15 protein-coding genes are annotated in these 19485 nt (G+C 61.5%); all 15 read right to left on the bottom strand.

Annotated features, from left to right (window positions below):
* Positions 1-74: 74 nt before the first annotated feature.
* Positions 75-371 carry a 50S ribosomal protein L23 gene (locus QF092_RS15640; protein WP_281465266.1) on the bottom strand — a complete coding sequence of 99 codons (297 nt, stop codon included), beginning with the start codon at positions 369-371 and terminating at the stop codon, positions 75-77.
* Complete coding sequence (gene rplD, locus QF092_RS15635; RefSeq protein ID WP_281465264.1) at positions 368-988, bottom strand: 50S ribosomal protein L4; 621 nt, start codon at positions 986-988, stop codon at positions 368-370. The genes QF092_RS15640 and rplD overlap by 4 nt, the downstream gene beginning before the upstream one ends.
* Positions 985-1704 carry a 50S ribosomal protein L3 gene (rplC, locus tag QF092_RS15630; protein WP_281465262.1) on the bottom strand — a complete coding sequence of 240 codons (720 nt, stop codon included), beginning with the start codon at positions 1702-1704 and terminating at the stop codon, positions 985-987. Before rplC ends, rplD begins: the two co-directional genes overlap by 4 nt.
* 13 nt (positions 1705-1717) lie before the next feature.
* Positions 1718-2026 carry a 30S ribosomal protein S10 gene (gene rpsJ / locus QF092_RS15625; protein WP_101921455.1) on the bottom strand — a complete coding sequence of 103 codons (309 nt, stop codon included), beginning with the start codon at positions 2024-2026 and terminating at the stop codon, positions 1718-1720.
* Between the two features lie 141 nt (positions 2027-2167).
* A complete protein-coding gene (tuf, locus tag QF092_RS15620) occupies positions 2168-3343 on the bottom strand; it encodes an elongation factor Tu (protein ID WP_281465230.1) in 1176 nt (391 codons plus the stop codon).
* Between the two features lie 83 nt (positions 3344-3426).
* Positions 3427-5553 (bottom strand): elongation factor G, encoded by a 2127-nt coding sequence (gene fusA, locus QF092_RS15615; protein WP_281465258.1) that lies wholly within the window; start codon positions 5551-5553, stop codon positions 3427-3429.
* Positions 5554-5562: 9 nt separating this feature from the next.
* Complete coding sequence (rpsG, locus tag QF092_RS15610; RefSeq protein ID WP_101921458.1) at positions 5563-6033, bottom strand: 30S ribosomal protein S7; 471 nt, start codon at positions 6031-6033, stop codon at positions 5563-5565.
* Between the two features lie 11 nt (positions 6034-6044).
* Entirely contained in the window at positions 6045-6416 is a 372-nt protein-coding gene (gene rpsL / locus QF092_RS15605; RefSeq protein WP_023667098.1) for a 30S ribosomal protein S12, read from the bottom strand.
* Between the two features lie 283 nt (positions 6417-6699).
* On the bottom strand, positions 6700-7581 hold the full coding sequence (locus QF092_RS15600; protein WP_281465253.1) for a DMT family transporter: 882 nt from the start codon (positions 7579-7581) through the stop codon (positions 6700-6702).
* 7 nt (positions 7582-7588) lie between these two features.
* The gene (locus tag QF092_RS15595) at positions 7589-8419 is read right to left on the bottom strand and encodes a glycosyltransferase (protein ID WP_281465251.1); all 831 of its coding nucleotides are present in this window, start codon (positions 8417-8419) and stop codon (positions 7589-7591) included.
* Between the two features lie 115 nt (positions 8420-8534).
* Positions 8535-12773 carry a DNA-directed RNA polymerase subunit beta' gene (gene rpoC / locus QF092_RS15590; RefSeq protein ID WP_281465249.1) on the bottom strand — a complete coding sequence of 1413 codons (4239 nt, stop codon included), beginning with the start codon at positions 12771-12773 and terminating at the stop codon, positions 8535-8537.
* Positions 12774-12866: 93 nt separating this feature from the next.
* The gene (gene rpoB, locus QF092_RS15585) at positions 12867-17000 is read right to left on the bottom strand and encodes a DNA-directed RNA polymerase subunit beta (RefSeq protein ID WP_281465245.1); all 4134 of its coding nucleotides are present in this window, start codon (positions 16998-17000) and stop codon (positions 12867-12869) included.
* A 260-nt stretch (positions 17001-17260) separates the two neighbouring features.
* Positions 17261-17638, bottom strand: coding sequence for a 50S ribosomal protein L7/L12 (rplL, locus tag QF092_RS15580; RefSeq protein ID WP_281465243.1), 378 nt, complete (start codon positions 17636-17638; stop codon positions 17261-17263).
* A 68-nt stretch (positions 17639-17706) separates the two neighbouring features.
* Positions 17707-18222, bottom strand: a complete 516-nt coding sequence (rplJ, locus tag QF092_RS15575) for a 50S ribosomal protein L10 (RefSeq protein WP_281465241.1) — start codon at positions 18220-18222, stop codon at positions 17707-17709.
* 317 nt (positions 18223-18539) lie between these two features.
* Positions 18540-19478: a glycosyltransferase family 2 protein gene (locus QF092_RS15570; RefSeq protein WP_281465239.1), complete on the bottom strand. Its 939-nt coding sequence runs from the start codon at positions 19476-19478 to the stop codon at positions 18540-18542.
* Positions 19479-19485 lie beyond the last annotated feature (7 nt).

The raw sequence follows: 19485 nt of genomic DNA, 5'->3' as shown, positions 1-19485 counted from the left end.
TGGGAAAAGAACCGGATTCTTCAAAAAATCCGCGGCCCCGGAAACCCGGGGCCGCAAGATTCGTGCGGCTTCTATCAGAGGCCTGTGGCCACGTCGATAGTGTTACCCTCTTCAAGGGTCACATAGGCCTTCTTCTTGTCGCTCCGCTCGCCAGCACGGCCGCGGAACTTCTTCGCCTTGCCCTTGGTCACGACGGTGTTCACCGCCTTGACCTTCACGCCAAAGACCGCCTCGACGGCTTCCTTGATCGCAGGCTTGGTGGCGTCCATCGCCACCTGAAAGACGACCGCACCGTTTTCGCTGGCCATGGTGGCCTTTTCGGTGATGATCGGCTTCTTGATCAGGTCGTAATGTTCGGGTTTCGCGCTCATTTCAGGCGTGCCTCCAGGGCTTCGACACCCGCCTTCGTGATCACAAGCGTGTCACGCTTCAGGATGTCATAGACATTCGCGCCGATGGTCGGCAGCACGTCGATCCCTTCGATATTGCGGGCGGCCAGCGCGAAATTCGCGTCGACATCCGCGCCATCGATGATCAGCACGCGCTTCCAGCCACGCTCTTTGACCGTCTTGGCAAGCATCGCCGTCTTGGCTTCCGCCATGGCGAGGTTGTCCACGATCACCAGCTCACCCGCCTTGGCCTTGGCCGACAGCGCGTGACGCAGCCCGAGGGCCCGGAACTTCTTCGGCAGGTCATGGGCATGCGACCGCGGGGTCGGGCCCTTGTAGACGCCACCATGACGGAAGATCGGCGCCTTGCGGGACCCGTGGCGTGCGCCACCGGTGCCCTTCTGGCGATAGATCTTCTTGGTCGAGTAGGACACGTCCGACTTGCCCAGAACCGAGTGGGTGCCGGCCTGTGCCTTGGCACGCTGCCAGCGCACCACGCGATGCAGGATGTCCGCGCGCGGCTCAAGGCCGAACAGCGCCTCATCCAGATCGATGGAACCGGCTTTGCCGCCGTCCAGCTTGATCACATCGAGTTTCATGCTTCACCCCCTTCGACCGCCACTTCGGCAGCCGGAGCAGCAGCGGTGCGGATCGCCGCAGGACGCGGGGCGTCCTTATGCGCAGGCTTCTTCACCGCATCCTTGATCGTGACCCAACCACCTTTGGAACCGGGGACCGCGCCCTTCACCATGATCAGGCCGCGCTCGCTATCCGTGCGAACGACCTGAAGGTTCTGAGTGGTCACGCGGACGGCACCAAGGTGACCGGCCATCTTCTTGCCCTTGAACACCTTGCCGGGGTCCTGGCACTGGCCCGTGGACCCGTGCGAACGGTGGCTGATCGACACACCGTGCGAGGCCCGCAGACCACCGAAGTTGTGCCGCTTCATCGCACCGGCAAAACCCTTACCGATCGAGGTGCCCGCGATGTCGACGAACTGACCTGCGAGGTAATGGTCGGCGGTGATCTCCGCGCCCACATCGATCAGGTTGTCGGGGGTTACGCGAAACTCCGCGACCTTCCGCTTCGGTTCCACATTCGCCTTGGCAAAGTGGCCCCGCTGCGCGGCCGTGGTCCGCTTGGCCTTGGCAGTGCCCGCGCCAAGCTGAACGGCAGTGTAGCCATCCTTGTCAGCGGTGCGCTGCGCCACGACCTGCAGGTTGTCGAGTTGCAGAACGGTAACCGGGATTTGTGCCCCGTTTTCCATGAACAGCCGGGTCATGCCCAGCTTCTTTGCGATAACGCCAGAGCGCATGGTCATGCCCTCCTCAAACCTTGATCTCGACATCCACGCCAGCCGCGAGGTCGAGCTTCATGAGCGCGTCCACGGTCTGCGGGGTCGGATCGACGATGTCGAGAAGACGCTTGTGCGTGCGGATCTCCCACTGGTCGCGCGACTTCTTGTCGATGTGCGGACCACGGAGAACCGTGAATTTCTCAATCTTGTTGGGCAGCGGGATCGGGCCGCGCACCTGCGCGCCGGTCCGCTTGGCCGTGCTCACGATTTCCTGCGTGCTGGCGTCCAGCACACGGTAATCGAAGGCTTTCAGCCGGATGCGGATGGTTTGACCTTGCATCTTCTTTTCCTTCGGAACGTAGGCCGGATCATCCAGCCCATAGGTTCACATTACGATTGCGTTTCGCCGGGGGATCGTTGCCGTCCCCCGGCGGTTCTTTCTTCCGTAGGATGGGCATTACTGCCCCTCCTACCTGTTCGATCACTCGATGATCTTCGACACCACGCCGGCGCCGACGGTGCGGCCGCCTTCGCGGATGGCGAAGCGCAGCTTCTCTTCCATCGCGATCGGCGCGATCAGCGACACGTTGAACTTCAGGTTGTCGCCAGGCATCACCATCTCGGTGCCCTCGGGAAGCTCAACCGTCCCCGTCACGTCCGTCGTGCGGAAGTAGAACTGCGGGCGGTAGTTCGCAAAGAACGGCGTGTGACGGCCACCTTCTTCCTTCGTCAGGATGTAGGCCTCAGCTTCGAACTTCGTGTGCGGCTTCACCGAACCCGGCTTGCACAGAACCTGACCACGCTCAACGCCGTCACGGTCCACACCGCGCAGCAGCGCGCCGATGTTGTCGCCCGCTTCCCCACGGTCCAGAAGCTTGCGGAACATCTCAACACCCGTGCAAACCGACTTCTTCGTCGGACGGATGCCCACGATCTCAACTTCGTCGCCGACGTTGATCACGCCACGCTCCACACGGCCCGTCACAACCGTCCCACGACCCGAGATCGAGAACACGTCTTCGATCGGCATCAGGAAGGGCTGGTCAACAGCGCGCGCCGGCGTCGGGATGTATTCGTCAACCGCCGCGATCAGGGCGCGGATCGCATCCTCGCCAATCGCCTTCTCGGTGCCGTTCATCGCGTGCAGCGCAGACCCCTTGATGATCGGAATGTCATCGCCCGGATAGTCGTAGGACGACAGCAGTTCGCGGATTTCCATCTCAACCAGTTCAAGAAGTTCCGGGTCATCGACCTGGTCCACCTTGTTCATGAACACCACCATGTAGGGGATGCCCACCTGACGGCCCAGAAGAATGTGCTCACGCGTCTGCGGCATCGGGCCGTCAGCAGCAGAACACACCAGAATCGCGCCGTCCATCTGCGCCGCGCCCGTGATCATGTTCTTCACATAGTCGGCGTGGCCGGGGCAGTCGACATGCGCGTAGTGACGTGCTTCCGACTCGTATTCCACATGCGCCGTCGAAATCGTGATCCCACGCGCACGCTCTTCCGGCGCACCGTCGATCTGGTCATAGGCGCGGAATTCGCCAAAATACTTCGTGATCGCAGCCGTCAGCGTCGTCTTGCCGTGGTCAACGTGGCCAATCGTGCCAATGTTGACGTGCGGTTTCGTCCGTTCAAACTTTGCCTTTGCCATGATGGCCTCCTGTTTCGGTGACGGTGCGTGCTAGCACGCACCCTACGGGGTTGGTAGGGTGCGTGCTTTCGCACGCACCGCCCTTATGCGTATTTCTTCTGGATTTCCTGGCTCAGGTTTTCCGGAACGGTGTCGTAATGGTCGAACTCCATCGAGAACACCGCCCGACCCGAGGTCATGGAGCGCAGCTGGTTGATGTAGCCGAACATGTTGGCCAGCGGAACCATCGCGGCGATGACATTCGCGTTGCCGCGGCTGTCCTGCCCGTTGATCATCCCCCGACGCGAGGTCAGGTCGCCGATCACGCCGCCCGTATATTCCTCGGGCGTCACGACTTCCACCTTCATGATGGGTTCCAGAAGCTTCGCCCCGGCCTTCTTCAGGCCTTCGCGCATCGCAGCACGGGCCGCGATTTCGAAGGCGAGAACCGAGGAGTCCACGTCATGGAACGCGCCATCGACCAGCTGAACCTTGAAGTCGATCACCGGGAAGCCAGCCAGCGGGCCGGAGTCCATCACCGACTTGATGCCTTTTTCGACACCGGGGATGTATTCCTTCGGAACCGCACCGCCAACGATCTTCGACTCGAACGAATAGCCTTCGCCCGGCTCGGTCGGCGAGATGATCAGCTTCACGCGCGCGAATTGGCCGGTACCACCGGTCTGCTTCTTGTGCGTGTAGTCGATCTCATGCTCGCGCGAGATCGTTTCACGATAGGCCACCTGCGGCGCACCGATATTCGCCTCAACCTTGAACTCGCGACGCATACGGTCGACGAGGATGTCGAGGTGAAGTTCGCCCATGCCCTTCATGATGGTCTGACCGCTTTCAAGGTCGGTCTCCACCCGGAAGGACGGGTCTTCGGCAGCCAGACGTGCCAGCGCGATGCCCATCTTTTCCTGGTCGGCCTTGGTCTTCGGTTCCACCGCGATCTCGATCACCGGGACCGGGAAGGTCATGGTTTCCAGAACGACGGGGGCCGCCGGGTCACACAGCGTGTCACCGGTGGTGGTCTCCTTGAGGCCGCCCAGCGCGATAATGTCGCCCGCAAAGGCTTCGGTGATTTCCTCACGCTCAATGGCGTGCATCATCATCATCCGGCCGACGCGTTCCTTGCGCTGCTTGGTCGCGTTCAGCATAGCATCGCCTTTGGCCAGCTTGCCCGAATAAATCCGGGTGAAGGTCAGCGATCCGACGAAGGGGTCGTTCATGATCTTGAACGCCAGCCCCGAGAAGGGCTGTTCGTCTTCCGCCGACCGCGCGATGTTGCGGGTTTCGCTTTCGTCGCCCGGCGCAAAGCCCATATAGGGCGGCACGTCCAGCGGCGAGGGCAGATAGTCGATCACGGCGTTCAAAAGCGGCTGCACACCCTTGTTCTTGAAGGCAGAGCCCGCAAAAACCGGGATGAAGTCGATGGCCAGCGTCGCCTTGCGGATCAGCGCACGCAGCGTATCCGCATCGGGTTCGTTGCCTTCCAGATAGGCTTCCATCGCGGCGTCATCCTGACCAACCGCGGTTTCCACCAGATTCATCCGCCACTCTTCCGCTTCGGCCTTCAGGCTGTCGCGGATCGGCTGACGCACCCACGATGCGCCAAGGTCTTCGCCCTCATAGACCCACTCTTCCATGGTCACGAGGTCGATGATTCCTTCCAGCTTGTCTTCTGCGCCGATCGGCAGAGCCACCGGAACGGCATTCGCGCCGGTGCGGTCCTTGATCATGCGAACGCATTTGAAGAAGTCAGCGCCGGTCTTGTCCATCTTGTTGACGAACACGATCCGCGGAACCTTATAGCGGTCAGCCTGACGCCACACGGTTTCGGTCTGCGGTTCCACGCCGGCGTTGCCGTCCAGCAGAACAACTGCACCGTCCAGAACCGCCAGCGAACGCTCCACCTCGATGGTGAAGTCCACGTGGCCGGGGGTGTCGATGATGTTGAACCGGAACTTCTTGGACTTGTCCGAGGTGTCTTGGCCCGGATCGGTCTGACGGTTCCAGAAGGTGGTCGTGGCAGCCGAGGTGATCGTGATGCCGCGTTCCTGCTCCTGCTCCATCCAGTCCATCGTGGCGGCGCCGTCATGGACTTCGCCGATCTTGTGGGACTTGCCGGTGTAGTAAAGAATCCGTTCCGAAGTCGTGGTCTTGCCCGCGTCGATATGGGCAATGATCCCGAAGTTGCGGTAACGCTCAAGCGGATATTCGCGTGCCATGGTGATCCCTTACCAGCGGTAATGGCTGAACGCTTTGTTCGCGTCGGCCATCTTGTGGGTGTCTTCACGCTTCTTCACGGCGGTGCCGCGGTTGTTCACCGCATCGGCCAGTTCGGCGGCAAGCCGTTCTTCCATCGTGTTTTCGTTGCGCTTGCGGGCGGCCGTGATCAGCCAGCGGATGGCCAGCGCTTCACGACGCTCGGTCCGCACTTCGACGGGCACCTGATAGGTGGCACCACCGACGCGGCGCGAACGCACTTCAACCGACGGCTTCACATTGTCCAGAGCCTCGTGGAAGGCCTGGATCGGTTCGCGCTTCAGGCGCGACTGGACGCGCTCCAGCGCGCCATAGACGATCGATTCTGCGACGGATTTCTTTCCATCCAGCATCAGGTTGTTCATGAACTTGGTCAGCACGCGATCGCCATATTTGGCGTCGGGCAGGATTTCGCGCTTTTCTGCGGCGTGACGGCGGGACATCTCTCAGCTCCTCACTTCGGACGCTTCGCGCCGTATTTCGAACGGCGTTGACGACGATCTTTGACGCCCTGGGTATCCAGAACACCGCGCAGGATGTGGTAACGCACACCCGGAAGGTCCTTCACGCGGCCGCCGCGGATCAGAACCACAGAGTGTTCCTGAAGGTTGTGCTTTTCGCCGGGGATGTAGCTGATCACCTCAAAGCCGTTGGTCAGGCGCACTTTGGCGACCTTCCGCATAGCGGAGTTCGGCTTCTTCGGGGTCGTGGTGTAGACGCGGGTGCAAACACCACGCTTCTGCGGGCAGGATTCCAAGTGCTGCGACTTGGACCTTCTAACTTTCGCTTCCCGCGGCTTGCGGATCAGCTGTTGGATCGTCGGCATTCAACTACCTCGATTTGCCCGTCCTGGGCTGTTGTCAATACTCGCGCCGAACCTCGACGCGCTGCTTCTCGACTGATGCCCTGCGCGGATCGCAAAACACCAAAACCGCATGCGCCCCCGTCCGGGGACGACGCGGTGGAATTCCAGAGGATCGGGGCACTTGGCCCGGATCATGACCACTCACTTTTCGATATCCAAAGGCCGACTCCCCTAGGGGGCCAGCACTCAGGTAGCGGGCGTATAGGGGGAGTCGCCGGGGATGTCAACGCCCGGCTGGGGCGCCTCACGTGGCGACTGCGGCCTTCACCTTTCGCTCGCGCCACAGGGTGAAAATGCCCGACCCCACCACCAACCCTGCCCCTAGCAGCGTCAGGCCATCAGGTAGGGTTCCAAAGACAATCCAGCCCAGAAATATCGCCCACAGCAGGGCGGTATAGCGAAAAGGGGCCACAAAACCGATATCCCCCACCCGCATCACCATGATGACGAACATATAGCCCGCCACCAGACAGCAGGCTGCCATCACGATCAGACCCAATTCGGTTGCCGTCGGCATCACCCATCCCGACAAGGGCGACAGGATCAGCGCCGTCACCGTCACCGAGGCCGAAGCCATCACTGCCACGCTTGCCGAAGGCACATCCCGTGGCAGCGACCGTGTCGTCAAATCCCGTACTACCACAAAGGCGACCGAGGCCAGCCCCATCAGCGACCAATGATCAAACCCCGAGGGCCCCGGCCGGATGATGATCAACACACCCAGAAATCCCACAAGGATCGCCGACAGCCGCCGCCACCCCACCCGCTCGCCCAGAAACAGCGCGGCGGCCAGCGTCACGGCAAGCGGTAAGGATTGCAAGATCGCCGACAGGTTCGCCAAGGGCATATGGATCAGCGCCGCAAGGAACAGAAGGGTCGATGCCACTTCCGCCACCGACCGCAACCCCACGATCCGCCCGACCCCCTTGGGAAACCGCAACCGCAGCCCCCCAGTCAGATGCCCGATCAACATCAAAGGCCCCAAGGTCAGCATGCCCCGCATCGCGATAGCCTGCCACAGCGGCAAATGCTGCATCACCGCCTTCATCGCCGTATCGTTCAGCGTGAAAGAGGCCATGGCCACGTTCATGTAGATCGCGCCGCGCAGATTGTCGGACAAAGGCATCAGTAGGTCACCGCAATCCCGCCAGCGCTGCCTCGAACCCCGCAAGGTCGATCCCGAAGCGCCGCTTCAACAGCGGTGCCCAACGTTCGCGTGGCAGGTCCCATGCCGGGGGTTCCTTCGGAATATGGCTGTCATTCCCGCCATGCGACCCGCGCAGGAACATCACCTCGTCAGGCAGCGTCAGCGTCGGCATGTTTCTCCACAGCTTGTGATGCGGATGGTCAAGGATCCGCTGCTCTGCATCCGCCTTCGTTAACACCGCCAGCGCCGGTGTCCAGAGGAGTGCCCGCCTCGGCATAACCACCACCCCATCCGGCCCCGACTCCACCACCACTCCGCGCGAATAATCCAACGCAGCATTCCCCGCCTTCAGAAAGGCCGGAACCAAGGCCGCCGCATCAGCACGGACCCGTTCCACGAAATCCACCGCCACCGCGTCATCGTCATCCAGCCGGAACTCGGCCACACAGTCTGCGGCGGGATCAACATGCGCCCGCACAGCATCGGCACAGATGCGGCGATGCTGACCGGGCGGGGCCGCCACGATGCGTACCTGCGGCACATCCGCGATCATCCGCTCCAGACGCGACCGCCACGGATCTGGCAGGTCCTCGCCCACCATCACGACAAAGGTGAAATTCCTATCCCGCTGCGCCCGGATCGACGGCAGCGTCACATGCTCGAACCAGACCGTCCGCAAGTCCAGCCGAGAGGGGTCGTATAGCATCGCACGCCGCGCCTCGAGCGTTACATGCTCCACCTGAAAGCCGCCCAGACTCGGAACCGAAAACCGGCACAGTCCCAGAACCTGCATCCCGGTCCCAATCGCCTCGTCCATCCCGGCCTCCCTCGCACGCGCACAGGCCCGCAGCCTAGCAGCCAGCCGCATGCGTTCAATGCGAAAAGGGCCGCCGCGTTTCCGCGACGGCCCCTTCCCATTCCTGATCCGACGATCAATCGCGGCTGTCGAAATCCGCCAGACCCGACTCCATCTCGCCCAGATCGACCACATCCATCGGCGCGGCCAAAGCGGCGGCCGTTTCGGCCTCCGACCGGCGGGCATCGATGACATTCTGGTCCCGATCCGACGCGATCTTCTTCACGCGGCTCGTCGCGCCACCCGTCCCTGCCGGGATCAGACGGCCCACGATGACGTTCTCTTTCAGACCAACCAGCTTGTCGCGCTTGCCCTGAACCGAAGCCTCGGTCAGCACCCGCGTGGTTTCCTGGAAGGACGCGGCCGAGATGAAGCTGCGGGTCTGCAACGACGCTTTGGTGATGCCCAGCAGAACCGGCTCGGCCTTCGCCTCACGCAGCCCACGGGCCCGCGCCTTGGCGTTCTCCTCTTCCAGTTCGATACGCTCCACCTGTTCACCCTTCAGCAGCGTGGTATCGCCGCTGTCGAGGATTTCCAGCTTTTGCAGCATCTGACGGACAATCACTTCGATATGCTTGTCGTTGATCTTCACGCCCTGCAGCCGATACACGTCCTGCACTTCGTCGATCATGTAGTTGGCCAGCGCCTCGACACCCATGATGCGCAGGATGTCATGCGGCGCGGGGTTGCCGTCCATGATGTAATCCCCCTTCTGCACGAAGTCGCCTTCCTGCACAGGGATGTGCTTGCCCTTCGGGATCATGTATTCGACCGGCGTCAACGTCTCGTCCACCGGTTCCACCGTGATGCGGCGCTTGGACTTGTAGTCCTTGCCGAACCGCACATAGCCATCGGTTTCCGCGATGATCGCATGGTCCTTCGGACGACGTGCTTCGAACAGTTCCGCCACGCGGGGAAGACCCCCGGTGATGTCCTTGGTCTTGGCCCCTTCGCGCGGGATACGTGCCACCACATCGCCCGGCCGCACTTCCTGCTGATCTTCGACCGACAGGATCGCGTCCACCGACATCGGATAGGTGATCGGGTTGCCATTGTCGGCACGCACCGGTTCCCCCGTCGCTGGGTCCATGATGATGATCTCGGGCTTCAGGTCGTTGCCCTTGGGCGCCGACCGCCAATCCGACACGATCTTCTGCGTCATGCCCGTGGCTTCGTCCGTCTCTTCCCGCACCGCAAGACCGGAAACAAGGTCGACGAATTTCGCCACACCGCCCTTTTCGGCGATGATCGGCAGCGTATAGGGGTCCCATTCGAACAGCTTGGTGCCGCGCTTCACGGCCTGACCGTCCTTGGCATGGACCTTCGCGCCATAGCCCACCTTGTGGACCGCACGCTCCGCCCCCGCCTCGTCGATGATGGCGATCGACATGTTCCGCCCGATCACGATCTGCTCGCCATTGGCGTTGGTCAGAAGGTTGCCGTTGCGGAACTCGATCTTGCCCTCTTGGCTGGCCTCAAGGAAGGACTGCTGCCCACCCTGCGCGATGCCGCCGATGTGGAAGGTCCGCATCGTCAGCTGCGTGCCGGGTTCCCCGATCGACTGCGCGGCGATGATCCCCACCGCTTCGCCGATATTCACCAGCGTGCCACGGGCAAGGTCACGGCCATAGCACATGGCGCAAACGCCCTCTTCCGCCTCGCAGGTCAGCGGGCTGCGGATACGTGCAACCTGCACGCCCGCCGCATCGATGGCATCGGCCTTGCGCTCGTCGATCACCTCGCCGCGCGCCACGATCACCTCGTCGCCGCCGGGCACGAGGATATCATCCGCCGCCACACGACCCAGCACACGCTCGGCCAGCGATTGCACTACTTCACCGTCGTTCACAGCCGTTTCTGCCGTGATCGCCCGCTCCGTTCCGCAATCATGCACGCGCACGATGCAATCCTGCGCCACGTCCACCAGACGCCGCGTCAGATAGCCCGAGTTCGCGGTCTTCAGCGCCGTATCGGCCAGACCTTTCCGCGCCCCGTGGGTCGAGTTGAAGTATTCAAGAACGGTCAGACCTTCCTTGAAGTTCGAGATGATCGGCGTCTCGATGATCTCGCCCGACGGCTTGGCCATAAGGCCGCGCATCCCGCCAAGCTGCTTCATCTGCGCAGGCGAACCCCGCGCACCAGAGTGCGACATCATATAGACCGAGTTCGGCTCCTTCTCCGCCCCCGCATCGTCAAAGCGGACAGCCGAGATTTCGGCCATCATTTCCGCCGCCACCTTGTCGGAACACTTCGACCAAGCATCGACAACCTTGTTGTACTTCTCACCTTGGGTGATCAGGCCGTCCATATACTGCTGTTCGAATTCCTTCACCTGATCGCGAACCTCGTTCACGATGCTCCACTTGGTTTCGGGAATAAGCATGTCGTCCTTGCCGAACGAAATGCCCGCCTTGAACGCCTCGCGGAAGCCCAGACCCATGATCTGGTCGCAGAAAATGACCGATTCCTTCTGCCCGCAATAGCGGTAGACGGTATCGATGACGGCCTGCACATCCTTCTTACGCAACAGACGGTTCACCAGTTCGAACGGTGCCTTGGCGTTCAACGGCAGCAGGTTGCCCAGACGCAGACGACCGGGGGTCGTCTTGTAGCGCTTCCAGACCTCATTGCCCTCTTCGTCGATTTGGCGCAGGCGCGCTGTGATCGACGCGTGAAGATGCACCTCGCCCGCCGCCAGCGCATGCTCGACCTCGTCGATATCGGCAAAGATCTTGCCTTCGCCGACCATGCCCTTGCGTTCCATGGTCACGTAGTAAAGACCCAGAACCATGTCCTGCGACGGCACGATGATCGGCGCGCCGTTCGCAGGCGACAGCACGTTGTTCGTCGACATCATCAGAACGCGCGCTTCCAGCTGCGCTTCCAACGAAAGCGGCACGTGCACGGCCATCTGGTCGCCGTCAAAGTCGGCGTTGAAGGCCGAACAGACCAGCGGATGCAGCTGGATCGCCTTGCCTTCGATCAGGATCGGTTCGAACGCCTGAATCCCCAGACGGTGCAGCGTCGGCGCACGGTTCAGCAGGACGGGATGTTCGCGGATCACCTCGTCGAGGATGTCCCAAACCTCCGGACGCTCTTTCTCGACCAGTTTCTTGGCCTGCTTGACGGTCGAAGACAGGCCCTTCGCCTCAAGCCGCGAATAGATGAACGGCTTGAACAGCTCCAACGCCATCTTCTTCGGCAAACCACACTGGTGCAGCTTCAGTTCCGGCCCGGTCACGATGACCGAACGGCCCGAAAAGTCCACGCGCTTGCCCAGCAGGTTCTGGCGGAACCGGCCCTGCTTGCCCTTCAGCATGTCGGACAGCGATTTCAGCGGGCGCTTGTTCGTGCCCGTGATCACCCGGCCCCGACGGCCATTGTCGAACAGCGCATCCACCGCTTCTTGCAGCATCCGCTTTTCGTTGCGCACGATGATATCGGGCGCACGCAGTTCGATCAGGCGCTTCAGACGGTTGTTCCGGTTGATGACCCGGCGATACAGGTCGTTCAAGTCTGACGTCGCAAAACGACCCCCGTCCAGCGGCACCAGCGGGCGCAGTTCCGGCGGGATCACCGGCAGCACGGTCAGAACCATCCACTCCGGGCGGTTGCCCGATTCAAGGAAGCTCTCGACGATCTTCAGCCGCTTGATGATCTTCTTCGGCTTCAGCTCGCCGGTCGCTTCCTTCAACTCTTCGCGCAGCGTGTCGGCAGTCTGTTCCAGATCGATCGCCGCCAGCATCTCGCGGATCGCCTCGGCCCCGATATTGGCCGTGAAGGCATCCGCGCCATACTGATCCTGCGCATCAAGGAACTCTTCCTCGGTCAGCAACTGACCATAGGTCAGGTCCGTCAGACCAGGTTCGATGACGACATAGTTTTCAAAGTAAAGGATACGCTCCAGATCCCGCAGCGTCATGTCCAGCATCAAACCGATACGGCTGGGCAACGATTTGAGGAACCAGATATGCGCGACGGGCGCGGCCAGTTCGATATGGCCCATCCGCTCGCGCCGCACCTTCTGCAGCGTCACTTCCACACCGCATTTCTCGCAGACGACGCCGCGATACTTCATGCGCTTGTACTTGCCGCAAAGGCATTCGTAATCCTTGATCGGCCCAAAGATACGGGCGCAGAACAGCCCGTCACGCTCGGGCTTGAAGGTCCGATAGTTGATGGTCTCCGGCTTCTTGATCTCGCCATAGGACCACGAAAGGATGCGCTCCGGCGACGCGAGCGAGATCTTGATCTCGTCAAACGTCTTGATCGGGGCAACCGGGTTGAACGGGTTGTTGGTCAGTTCCTGGTTCATTTCAATTCCCTAAGATGAGGGCTGCGGGGAAGGATGCCGGACGGTTGCCCGCCCGGCCGAGGACCGGATGGCGGGGATTACCCCGCCTTTCCGTCACTCCTCCTCCGCATCCAGGAGTTCCATGTTCAGGCCGAGGCCGCGGACTTCCTTGACAAGCACGTTGAAGCTTTCCGGAACGCCCGCCTCGAAATTGTCCTCGCCCTTGACGATCGACTCGTAGACCTTGGTCCGGCCTGCCACGTCGTCCGACTTCACTGTCAGCATCTCTTGCAGGGTATAGGCGGCGCCATAGGCTTCCAATGCCCAGACCTCCATCTCCCCCAGACGCTGACCGCCGAACTGCGCCTTCCCGCCCAGCGGCTGCTGGGTGACAAGCGAGTACGGCCCCGTCGAACGGGCATGCAGCTTGTCGTCGACAAGGTGATGCAGCTTCAGCATGTACTTGACGCCCACCGTGACCTTCCGGGCGAATTTCTCGCCCGAACGGCCATCGAACACCTCCGACTGGCCCGACTGATCGAACCCAGCCCGGCGCAGCGCGTCATTGACGTCCTGCTCCTTGGCGCCGTCGAAGACCGGCGTCGCGATCGGCACGCCGCGCGTCACATAGGACGCCTTCTCCAACAGGTCATCCTCGTCAAGGCCGGCAAAGACCTCGCCATAGGTGTCGTCGCCATAGGCGATCCGCATCGCTTCGCGCACCGGGGTCATATCGCCGGAACGACGATACTCTTTCAGCGCCTCGTCGATCTGCAGGCCAAGGCCACGCGCCGCCCAACCCATATGGGTCTCAAGGATCTGCCCCACGTTCATCCGCGACGGCACCCCCAGCGGGTTCAGCACAAGGTCAACCGGCGTGCCATCGGCAAGGAACGGCATGTCCTCGATCGGCACGACCTTGGAGATAACGCCCTTGTTCCCGTGGCGACCGGCCATCTTGTCGCCCGGCTGCAGCTTACGCTTCACCGCGACGAAGACCTTCACCATCTTCATGACGCCCGGAGGCAGATCGTCGCCCCGGCGCACCTTTTCGACCTTATCTTCGAAACGATGCTCCAGCGCGCGCTTCTGCGCCTCGAACTGGTCGTGCAGTGCCTCGACTTCCTTCGCCTCGGCCTCTTCACCCAGCGCAAGCTGCCACCACTGGCCACGGCTCAGCGTGCCCAGCAATTCGTCATCAATGGTCGACCCGGTCTTGATGCCCTTCGGCCCCTTCACGGCGGTCTTGCCCATGATCAACGTCTTGAGGCGCGAATAGATATTGCGCTCAAGGATCGCCAGCTCGTCGTCGCGGTCCCGCGCCAGACGTTCGACTTCCTCACGCTCAATCTGCAGCGCGCGCTCGTCCTTGTCGACGCCGTGCCGGTTGAACACCCGCACTTCGACGATCGTGCCATAGGCCCCCGGCGGCAGGCGCAGCGACGTGTCGCGCACGTCGGACGCCTTTTCGCCAAAGATCGCGCGCAGAAGCTTTTCTTCCGGCGTCATCGGGCTTTCGCCCTTGGGGGTGATCTTGCCCACCAGAATGTCGCCCGGCTGCACTTCGGCCCCGATATAGACGATGCCAGCCTCATCAAGGTTGCGCAGCGCTTCTTCGCCCACGTTCGGGATATCCCGCGTGATCTCTTCAGGGCCAAGCTTCGTGTCCCGCGCCGCGACCTCATATTCCTCGATATGAATCGAGGTGAACACGTCATCGCGCAGGATACGCTCGGAAATGAGGATGGAGTCCTCGTAGTTATAGCCATTCCACGGCATGAAGGCCACGACGACGTTCCGGCCAAGGGCCAGTTCGCCCATGTCGGTGCAGGGGCCGTCGGCGATCACCTCGCCACGCTCCACCCGATCACCCACCTTCACCAGCGGGCGCTGGTTGATGCAGGACGACTGGTTGGAACGCTTGAACTTGCGCAGACGATAGATGTCCACGCCGGGTTCGCCGGGTTCCAGCATCTCGGTCGCGCGCACAACGATACGCGTCGCGTCGACTTGGTCGATCACGCCCGACCGCCGCGCCATGATCGCGGCACCGGAATCGCGGGCCACCACGGCCTCGATCCCCGTTCCCACGAAGGGCGCGTCCGACTGCAGCAGCGGCACCGCCTGACGCTGCATGTTCGACCCCATCAGTGCGCGGTTCGCGTCGTCATTCTCAAGGAACGGGATCAGCGAGGCCGCCACCGAAACAAGCTGCTTCGGCGACACGTCGATCAGGTCGATGGCTTCCGGCGGGTTCAACATGAATTCCCCGGCCTTCCGGCTGGAGATCAGGTCGTCAAGGAACTTGCCCTCGCCATCCTGGTTCGCGTTGGCCTGCGCCACGGTATGCCGCATCTCTTCGGTTGCCGACATATAGATGACCTCATCGGTCACCTTGGCATCCACCACCTTGCGATAGGGGGTTTCGATGAAGCCATACTTGTTCACCCGCGCAAAGGTCGCGAGCGAGTTGATAAGGCCGATGTTCTGGCCTTCTGGCGTCTCGATGGGGCACATCCGGCCATAATGCGTCGGGTGCACGTCGCGCACTTCGAAGCCTGCGCGTTCCCGCGTCAGACCGCCCGGGCCAAGCGCCGACAGACGGCGCTTATGCGTCACTTCCGACAGCGGGTTCGTCTGGTCCATGAACTGCGACAGCTGCGAAGAGCCGAAGAATTCACGCACCGCCGCCGCCGCGGGCTTCGCGTTGATCAGGTCCTGCGGCATGATCGTGTCGATTTCAACCGACGACATCCGCTCCTTGATCGCGCGTTCCATCCGAAGAAGGCCAACGCGATACTGGTTCTCCATCAACTCACCGACAGACCGCACACGACGGTTGCCGAGGTGGTCGATATCGTCAATCTCGCCCCGCCCATCGCGCAGATCGCACAGCGCCTTGATGCAGGCGATGATATCCTCGCGGTCCAGCGTGCGCTGGGTATCGGGCTTCTGCAGGTCCAGACGCATGTTCATCTTGACCCGGCCCACGGCCGACAGGTCATAGCGTTCCTTGTCGAAGAACAGCGTATCGAACAGCGCGCTTGCCGCTTCCACGGTCGGCGGTTCGCCCGGGCGCATCACGCGATAGATGTCCATCAGCGCGGTGTCGCGGCCCATGTTCTTGTCGGCGGCCATGGTGTTGCGCATGTAGGGGCCGACATTGATATTGTCGATGTCCAGCACCGGGATCTCCGTGATCCCCTGATCCAAGAGCAGCTTGACCGTGCCACCCTTGGCAGCGCCGTCCCGGTCGTACTCCATGGTCAGCTCGTCGCCGGCCTCGACCCAGATTTCGCCCGTCTCTTCGTTGATGATGTCCTTGGCGACATAGCGGCCAATGATGTGGTCGAACGGAACCAGCAGTTCCGTCACCGTGCCCTCATCCTTCCACTTCTTCACCATCCGCGGCGTGGCCTTTTCGCCCGCCTTCAGGATCACCTCGCCCGTGGCGGCATCCACAAGGTCATAAGTCGGGCGCGTGCCCGAAACACGGTTCGGGAAGAACTTGGTCACCCAGCCCTTGTTCTTCACATGCTTGAAGGTCACGGTGTCGTAATAGGCATCCATGATGCCTTCCTGATCCATGCCCAACGCATAAAGCAGTGTCGTCACCGGCAGCTTGCGGCGGCGGTCGATGCGCGCAAAGACGATATCCTTGGCGTCGAATTCGAAATCCAGCCAAGACCCGCGATAGGGAATGATCCGGCAGGTGAACAGCAGTTTGCCGCTGGAATGCGTCTTGCCCTTGTCATGGTCAAAGAACACGCCGGGCGACCGGTGCATCTGGGACACGATGACCCGCTCCGTCCCGTTCACGATGAACGTGCCGTTCGATGTCATCAGGGGCATGTCGCCCATGTAGACATCCTGTTCCTTGATGTCCTTCACCGACCGCGCGCCGGTGGTTTCATCAACATCGAACACGATCAGGCGCAGCGTCACCTTCAAGGGCGCCGCATAGGTCATGTCACGCTGCTGGCACTCGTCCACGTCATATTTCGGCTTTTCCAATTCGTATTTCACGAATTCCAGAACCGCCGTCTCGTTGAAGTCCTTGATCGGGAACACCGATTGGAACGTCCCCTGAATCCCTTCGCCATCCAGCGGCTTGTCCGCATCACCGGACTTCAGGAACAGGTCATATGAGGATTTCTGAACCTCAATGAGGTTCGGCATATCCAGGACTTCGCGGATCTTGCCGTAATAGCGGCGGATGCGTTTCTGGCCAACGTAAGCTTGCGCCATGTGCGTCGTCACCTTTTTCTCGTGTCGCTGGCGCGGGTCCGTCGGGGCCACGGGCGCGCGCCTCTTGCGATAAGGGGGTCAGATCCCATTCATGCCCCCCGTCCCACCGGAGGGGCTCCCGAATCTGGAACCGCGCCTTGAAAGGGGCATTCATGCCCTGGGCTGTCAGATGCCCCTTTCAAGACAGGTTCGGCTGGGCCGGGGAATTCCCCGACCCAGCCTGAAAACCGATGTCAGGATGCGCTGCGCATCCCGCCCGATTACTTCAGTTCGACCTTGGCGCCAGCCTCTTCGAACTTCTTCTTCATCGCCTCGGCATCGGCCTTGGAGATGCCTTCCTTGACCTTGCCACCGGCTTCGGTCAGGTCCTTGGCTTCCTTCAGGCCCAGACCGGTGATTTCGCGCACAACTTTGATCACGTTGATCTTGTTCGCGCCGGCATCCGTCAGGACGACGTCGAATTCGGTCTTTTCTTCTTCAGCCGGGGCAGCAGCCGCAGCCGGACCAGCCGCCATCATCACAGCGCCACCAGCGGCGGGCTCGATGCCGTACTTGTCCTTCAGGATGGTCTTCAGTTCCTGAGCCTGCAGGAGGGTCAGGCCGACGATGTCTTCGGCGAGTTTGTTAAGATCAGCCATTTTGCTCATTCCGTAAGGTTAAGATGGGTTCCAACGCGATGGGGTCAACCACGCGGATATGTCGGGGATCAGGCCGCGGCCTTTTCCTCGATCGTCGACAGGATGCTCGCGATGTTCGATGCAGGCGCGCCAATGGCCCCGGCGATGTTCGACGCGGGCGCACCGATGCACGACACGATCTGAGCGATAAGCTCTTCACGCGACGGCATGGAGGCCACGGCTTTCACACCAGCCTGGTCCAGAACCTCGCCGCCCATGGACCCGCCAAGGATGACGAACTTGTCGTTCGTCTTGGCATAGGCCTCGGTCACCTTCGCTGCTGCGACAGGGTCTTCCGAATAGGCAAGCACGGTCATACCCGTGAGAAGGTCACCCATCTTAGCGCCGGGCTTCCCTTCAAGGGCGATCTTGGCGAGCTTGTTCTTGGCAACGCGCACGGACCCACCAACTTCGCGCATTTTTGCGCGCAGGTCCTGCATCTGTGCAACCGTCATACCCGTGTAGTGGGCAACCACCACAACGCCAGAGCTTTCGAAGATCTGGCCGAGTTCCTCGACCACTTTCTCTTTCTGGGCTCTATCCACAGTTTCACTCCAAGTGTGGGGGTTTCCCCCCGGCTCATGTCTGCCCCCCGAAAGGGGCGTTCGGGTCCATGATGCAGTCCCAAGAGCCATGTCACCGGGCGAAGCCCGTGAAATCGTCTCGAACCCCATCTCAGGCAGGAAGATTAAGGCACGTAAGGCCGCGCCACCCACCGTCTCGGACAAAGCATGCCATCCCCGTGACGAATCACGCAGGCGTGGCATTGGGGGTGCATAGTCTTTCCCCGCCGCCTTTCCAAGCCCCTTCCTACGTCGCGAGCCACCTCGCCGCCGACATCACGCAACCCTGATCGGCAGGATCAGGCGCCCAGTAACCCGGCCAGATCGGGATCGATCTTCGAAAACTCCGTCTCAGGCAATTGATAAAGACAGCCGATCTTGTCCAAATCCGCGATCTTTGCCGCGTCGAAATGATGCAAGGCCCGGTATTCCGCCCGCAGCGTGTCCTCCGCAGCCTCATCAGCCCCGCCCTGCAAGGCCAGATGCAGTGGCGCCAAATGCTCCCGGATCGCCGAGGCAAAGCCCCATGAACCAATCCGCCAAGCCAGTTTTGCCCGCCAAGACTCATATCCACGATCGAAGAAATGCAGCAGATAGGCCCCGGCCGTCCGGTCCAGCACCACCTCAGGCAGCATATTCCCCGCAGCATCCTGCGCCCAATGCTGGCGAATGGCACCGACCTCCTGCCTCGCCCGCGTGATCGACTTCCCCTGACGATGCCCGACCAACCCCATGTTCCGCCGCACAAGCAGACCCGCCGCGCCATAGATACGGTCAATCGCCTTTCGCGGCATCGGGGTGCGGAACCGCATCATCCCATCCGCAGCATCAGTCTGGATCACCTCGGCAGGCTCAAAGCGCACGGCCGCCACCTCAGGGGCCACGCCGCTCAAAACCGGGGCCAGTCCCCCCACTTCAACGTGAAAGAACTCATCCCCATCACAAACGGCGACCCAGCCTTCGGTCACCTGCCGATACCCATGGGTCAGCGCAGCGCATTGCCGTTTGGTAAACCGCTCATCGGTGGCCAACCCAAGGCTTTCCCAAAACGCAGCCGTGCAGGGAACGCAAACCACATCCGCCACATCGACCAGCGCCGCAATGGCCGGATCGGCGGGATCATCAAAATAAAACCGAAAGGCACTTACGCCCTGACGACGGTGCCACGTGATAAACCGCAAAAGATTGGGAAGAGGTTCGCGCAGGACGGAGACAAGCGTAATCGAAACGTTCGTCATCCCAGAT

The sequence above is a fragment of the Fuscovulum ytuae genome (assembly GCF_029953595.1).
GTDB lineage: Bacteria > Pseudomonadota > Alphaproteobacteria > Rhodobacterales > Rhodobacteraceae > Paragemmobacter > Paragemmobacter ytuae.
The sequence above is the reverse complement of the archived record's forward strand: the minus strand, read 5'-3'. Positions and strand labels throughout refer to the sequence as shown.

Coding starts and splice junctions, on each gene's coding strand:
- QF092_RS15640 (WP_281465266.1), bottom strand. CDS start 371: ATGAGCGCGAAACCCGAACATTACGACCTGATCAAGAAGCCGATCATC.
- rplD (WP_281465264.1), bottom strand. CDS start 988: ATGAAACTCGATGTGATCAAGCTGGACGGCGGCAAAGCCGGTTCCATC.
- rplC (WP_281465262.1), bottom strand. CDS start 1,704: ATGCGCTCTGGCGTTATCGCAAAGAAGCTGGGCATGACCCGGCTGTTC.
- rpsJ (WP_101921455.1), bottom strand. CDS start 2,026: ATGCAAGGTCAAACCATCCGCATCCGGCTGAAAGCCTTCGATTACCGT.
- tuf (WP_281465230.1), bottom strand. CDS start 3,343: ATGGCAAAGGCAAAGTTTGAACGGACGAAACCGCACGTCAACATTGGC.
- fusA (WP_281465258.1), bottom strand. CDS start 5,553: ATGGCACGCGAATATCCGCTTGAGCGTTACCGCAACTTCGGGATCATT.
- rpsG (WP_101921458.1), bottom strand. CDS start 6,033: ATGTCCCGCCGTCACGCCGCAGAAAAGCGCGAAATCCTGCCCGACGCC.
- rpsL (WP_023667098.1), bottom strand. CDS start 6,416: ATGCCGACGATCCAACAGCTGATCCGCAAGCCGCGGGAAGCGAAAGTT.
- QF092_RS15600 (WP_281465253.1), bottom strand. CDS start 7,581: ATGCCTTTGTCCGACAATCTGCGCGGCGCGATCTACATGAACGTGGCC.
- QF092_RS15595 (WP_281465251.1), bottom strand. CDS start 8,419: ATGGACGAGGCGATTGGGACCGGGATGCAGGTTCTGGGACTGTGCCGG.
- rpoC (WP_281465249.1), bottom strand. CDS start 12,773: ATGAACCAGGAACTGACCAACAACCCGTTCAACCCGGTTGCCCCGATC.
- rpoB (WP_281465245.1), bottom strand. CDS start 17,000: ATGGCGCAAGCTTACGTTGGCCAGAAACGCATCCGCCGCTATTACGGC.
- rplL (WP_281465243.1), bottom strand. CDS start 17,638: ATGGCTGATCTTAACAAACTCGCCGAAGACATCGTCGGCCTGACCCTC.
- QF092_RS15570 (WP_281465239.1), bottom strand. CDS start 19,478: ATGACGAACGTTTCGATTACGCTTGTCTCCGTCCTGCGCGAACCTCTT.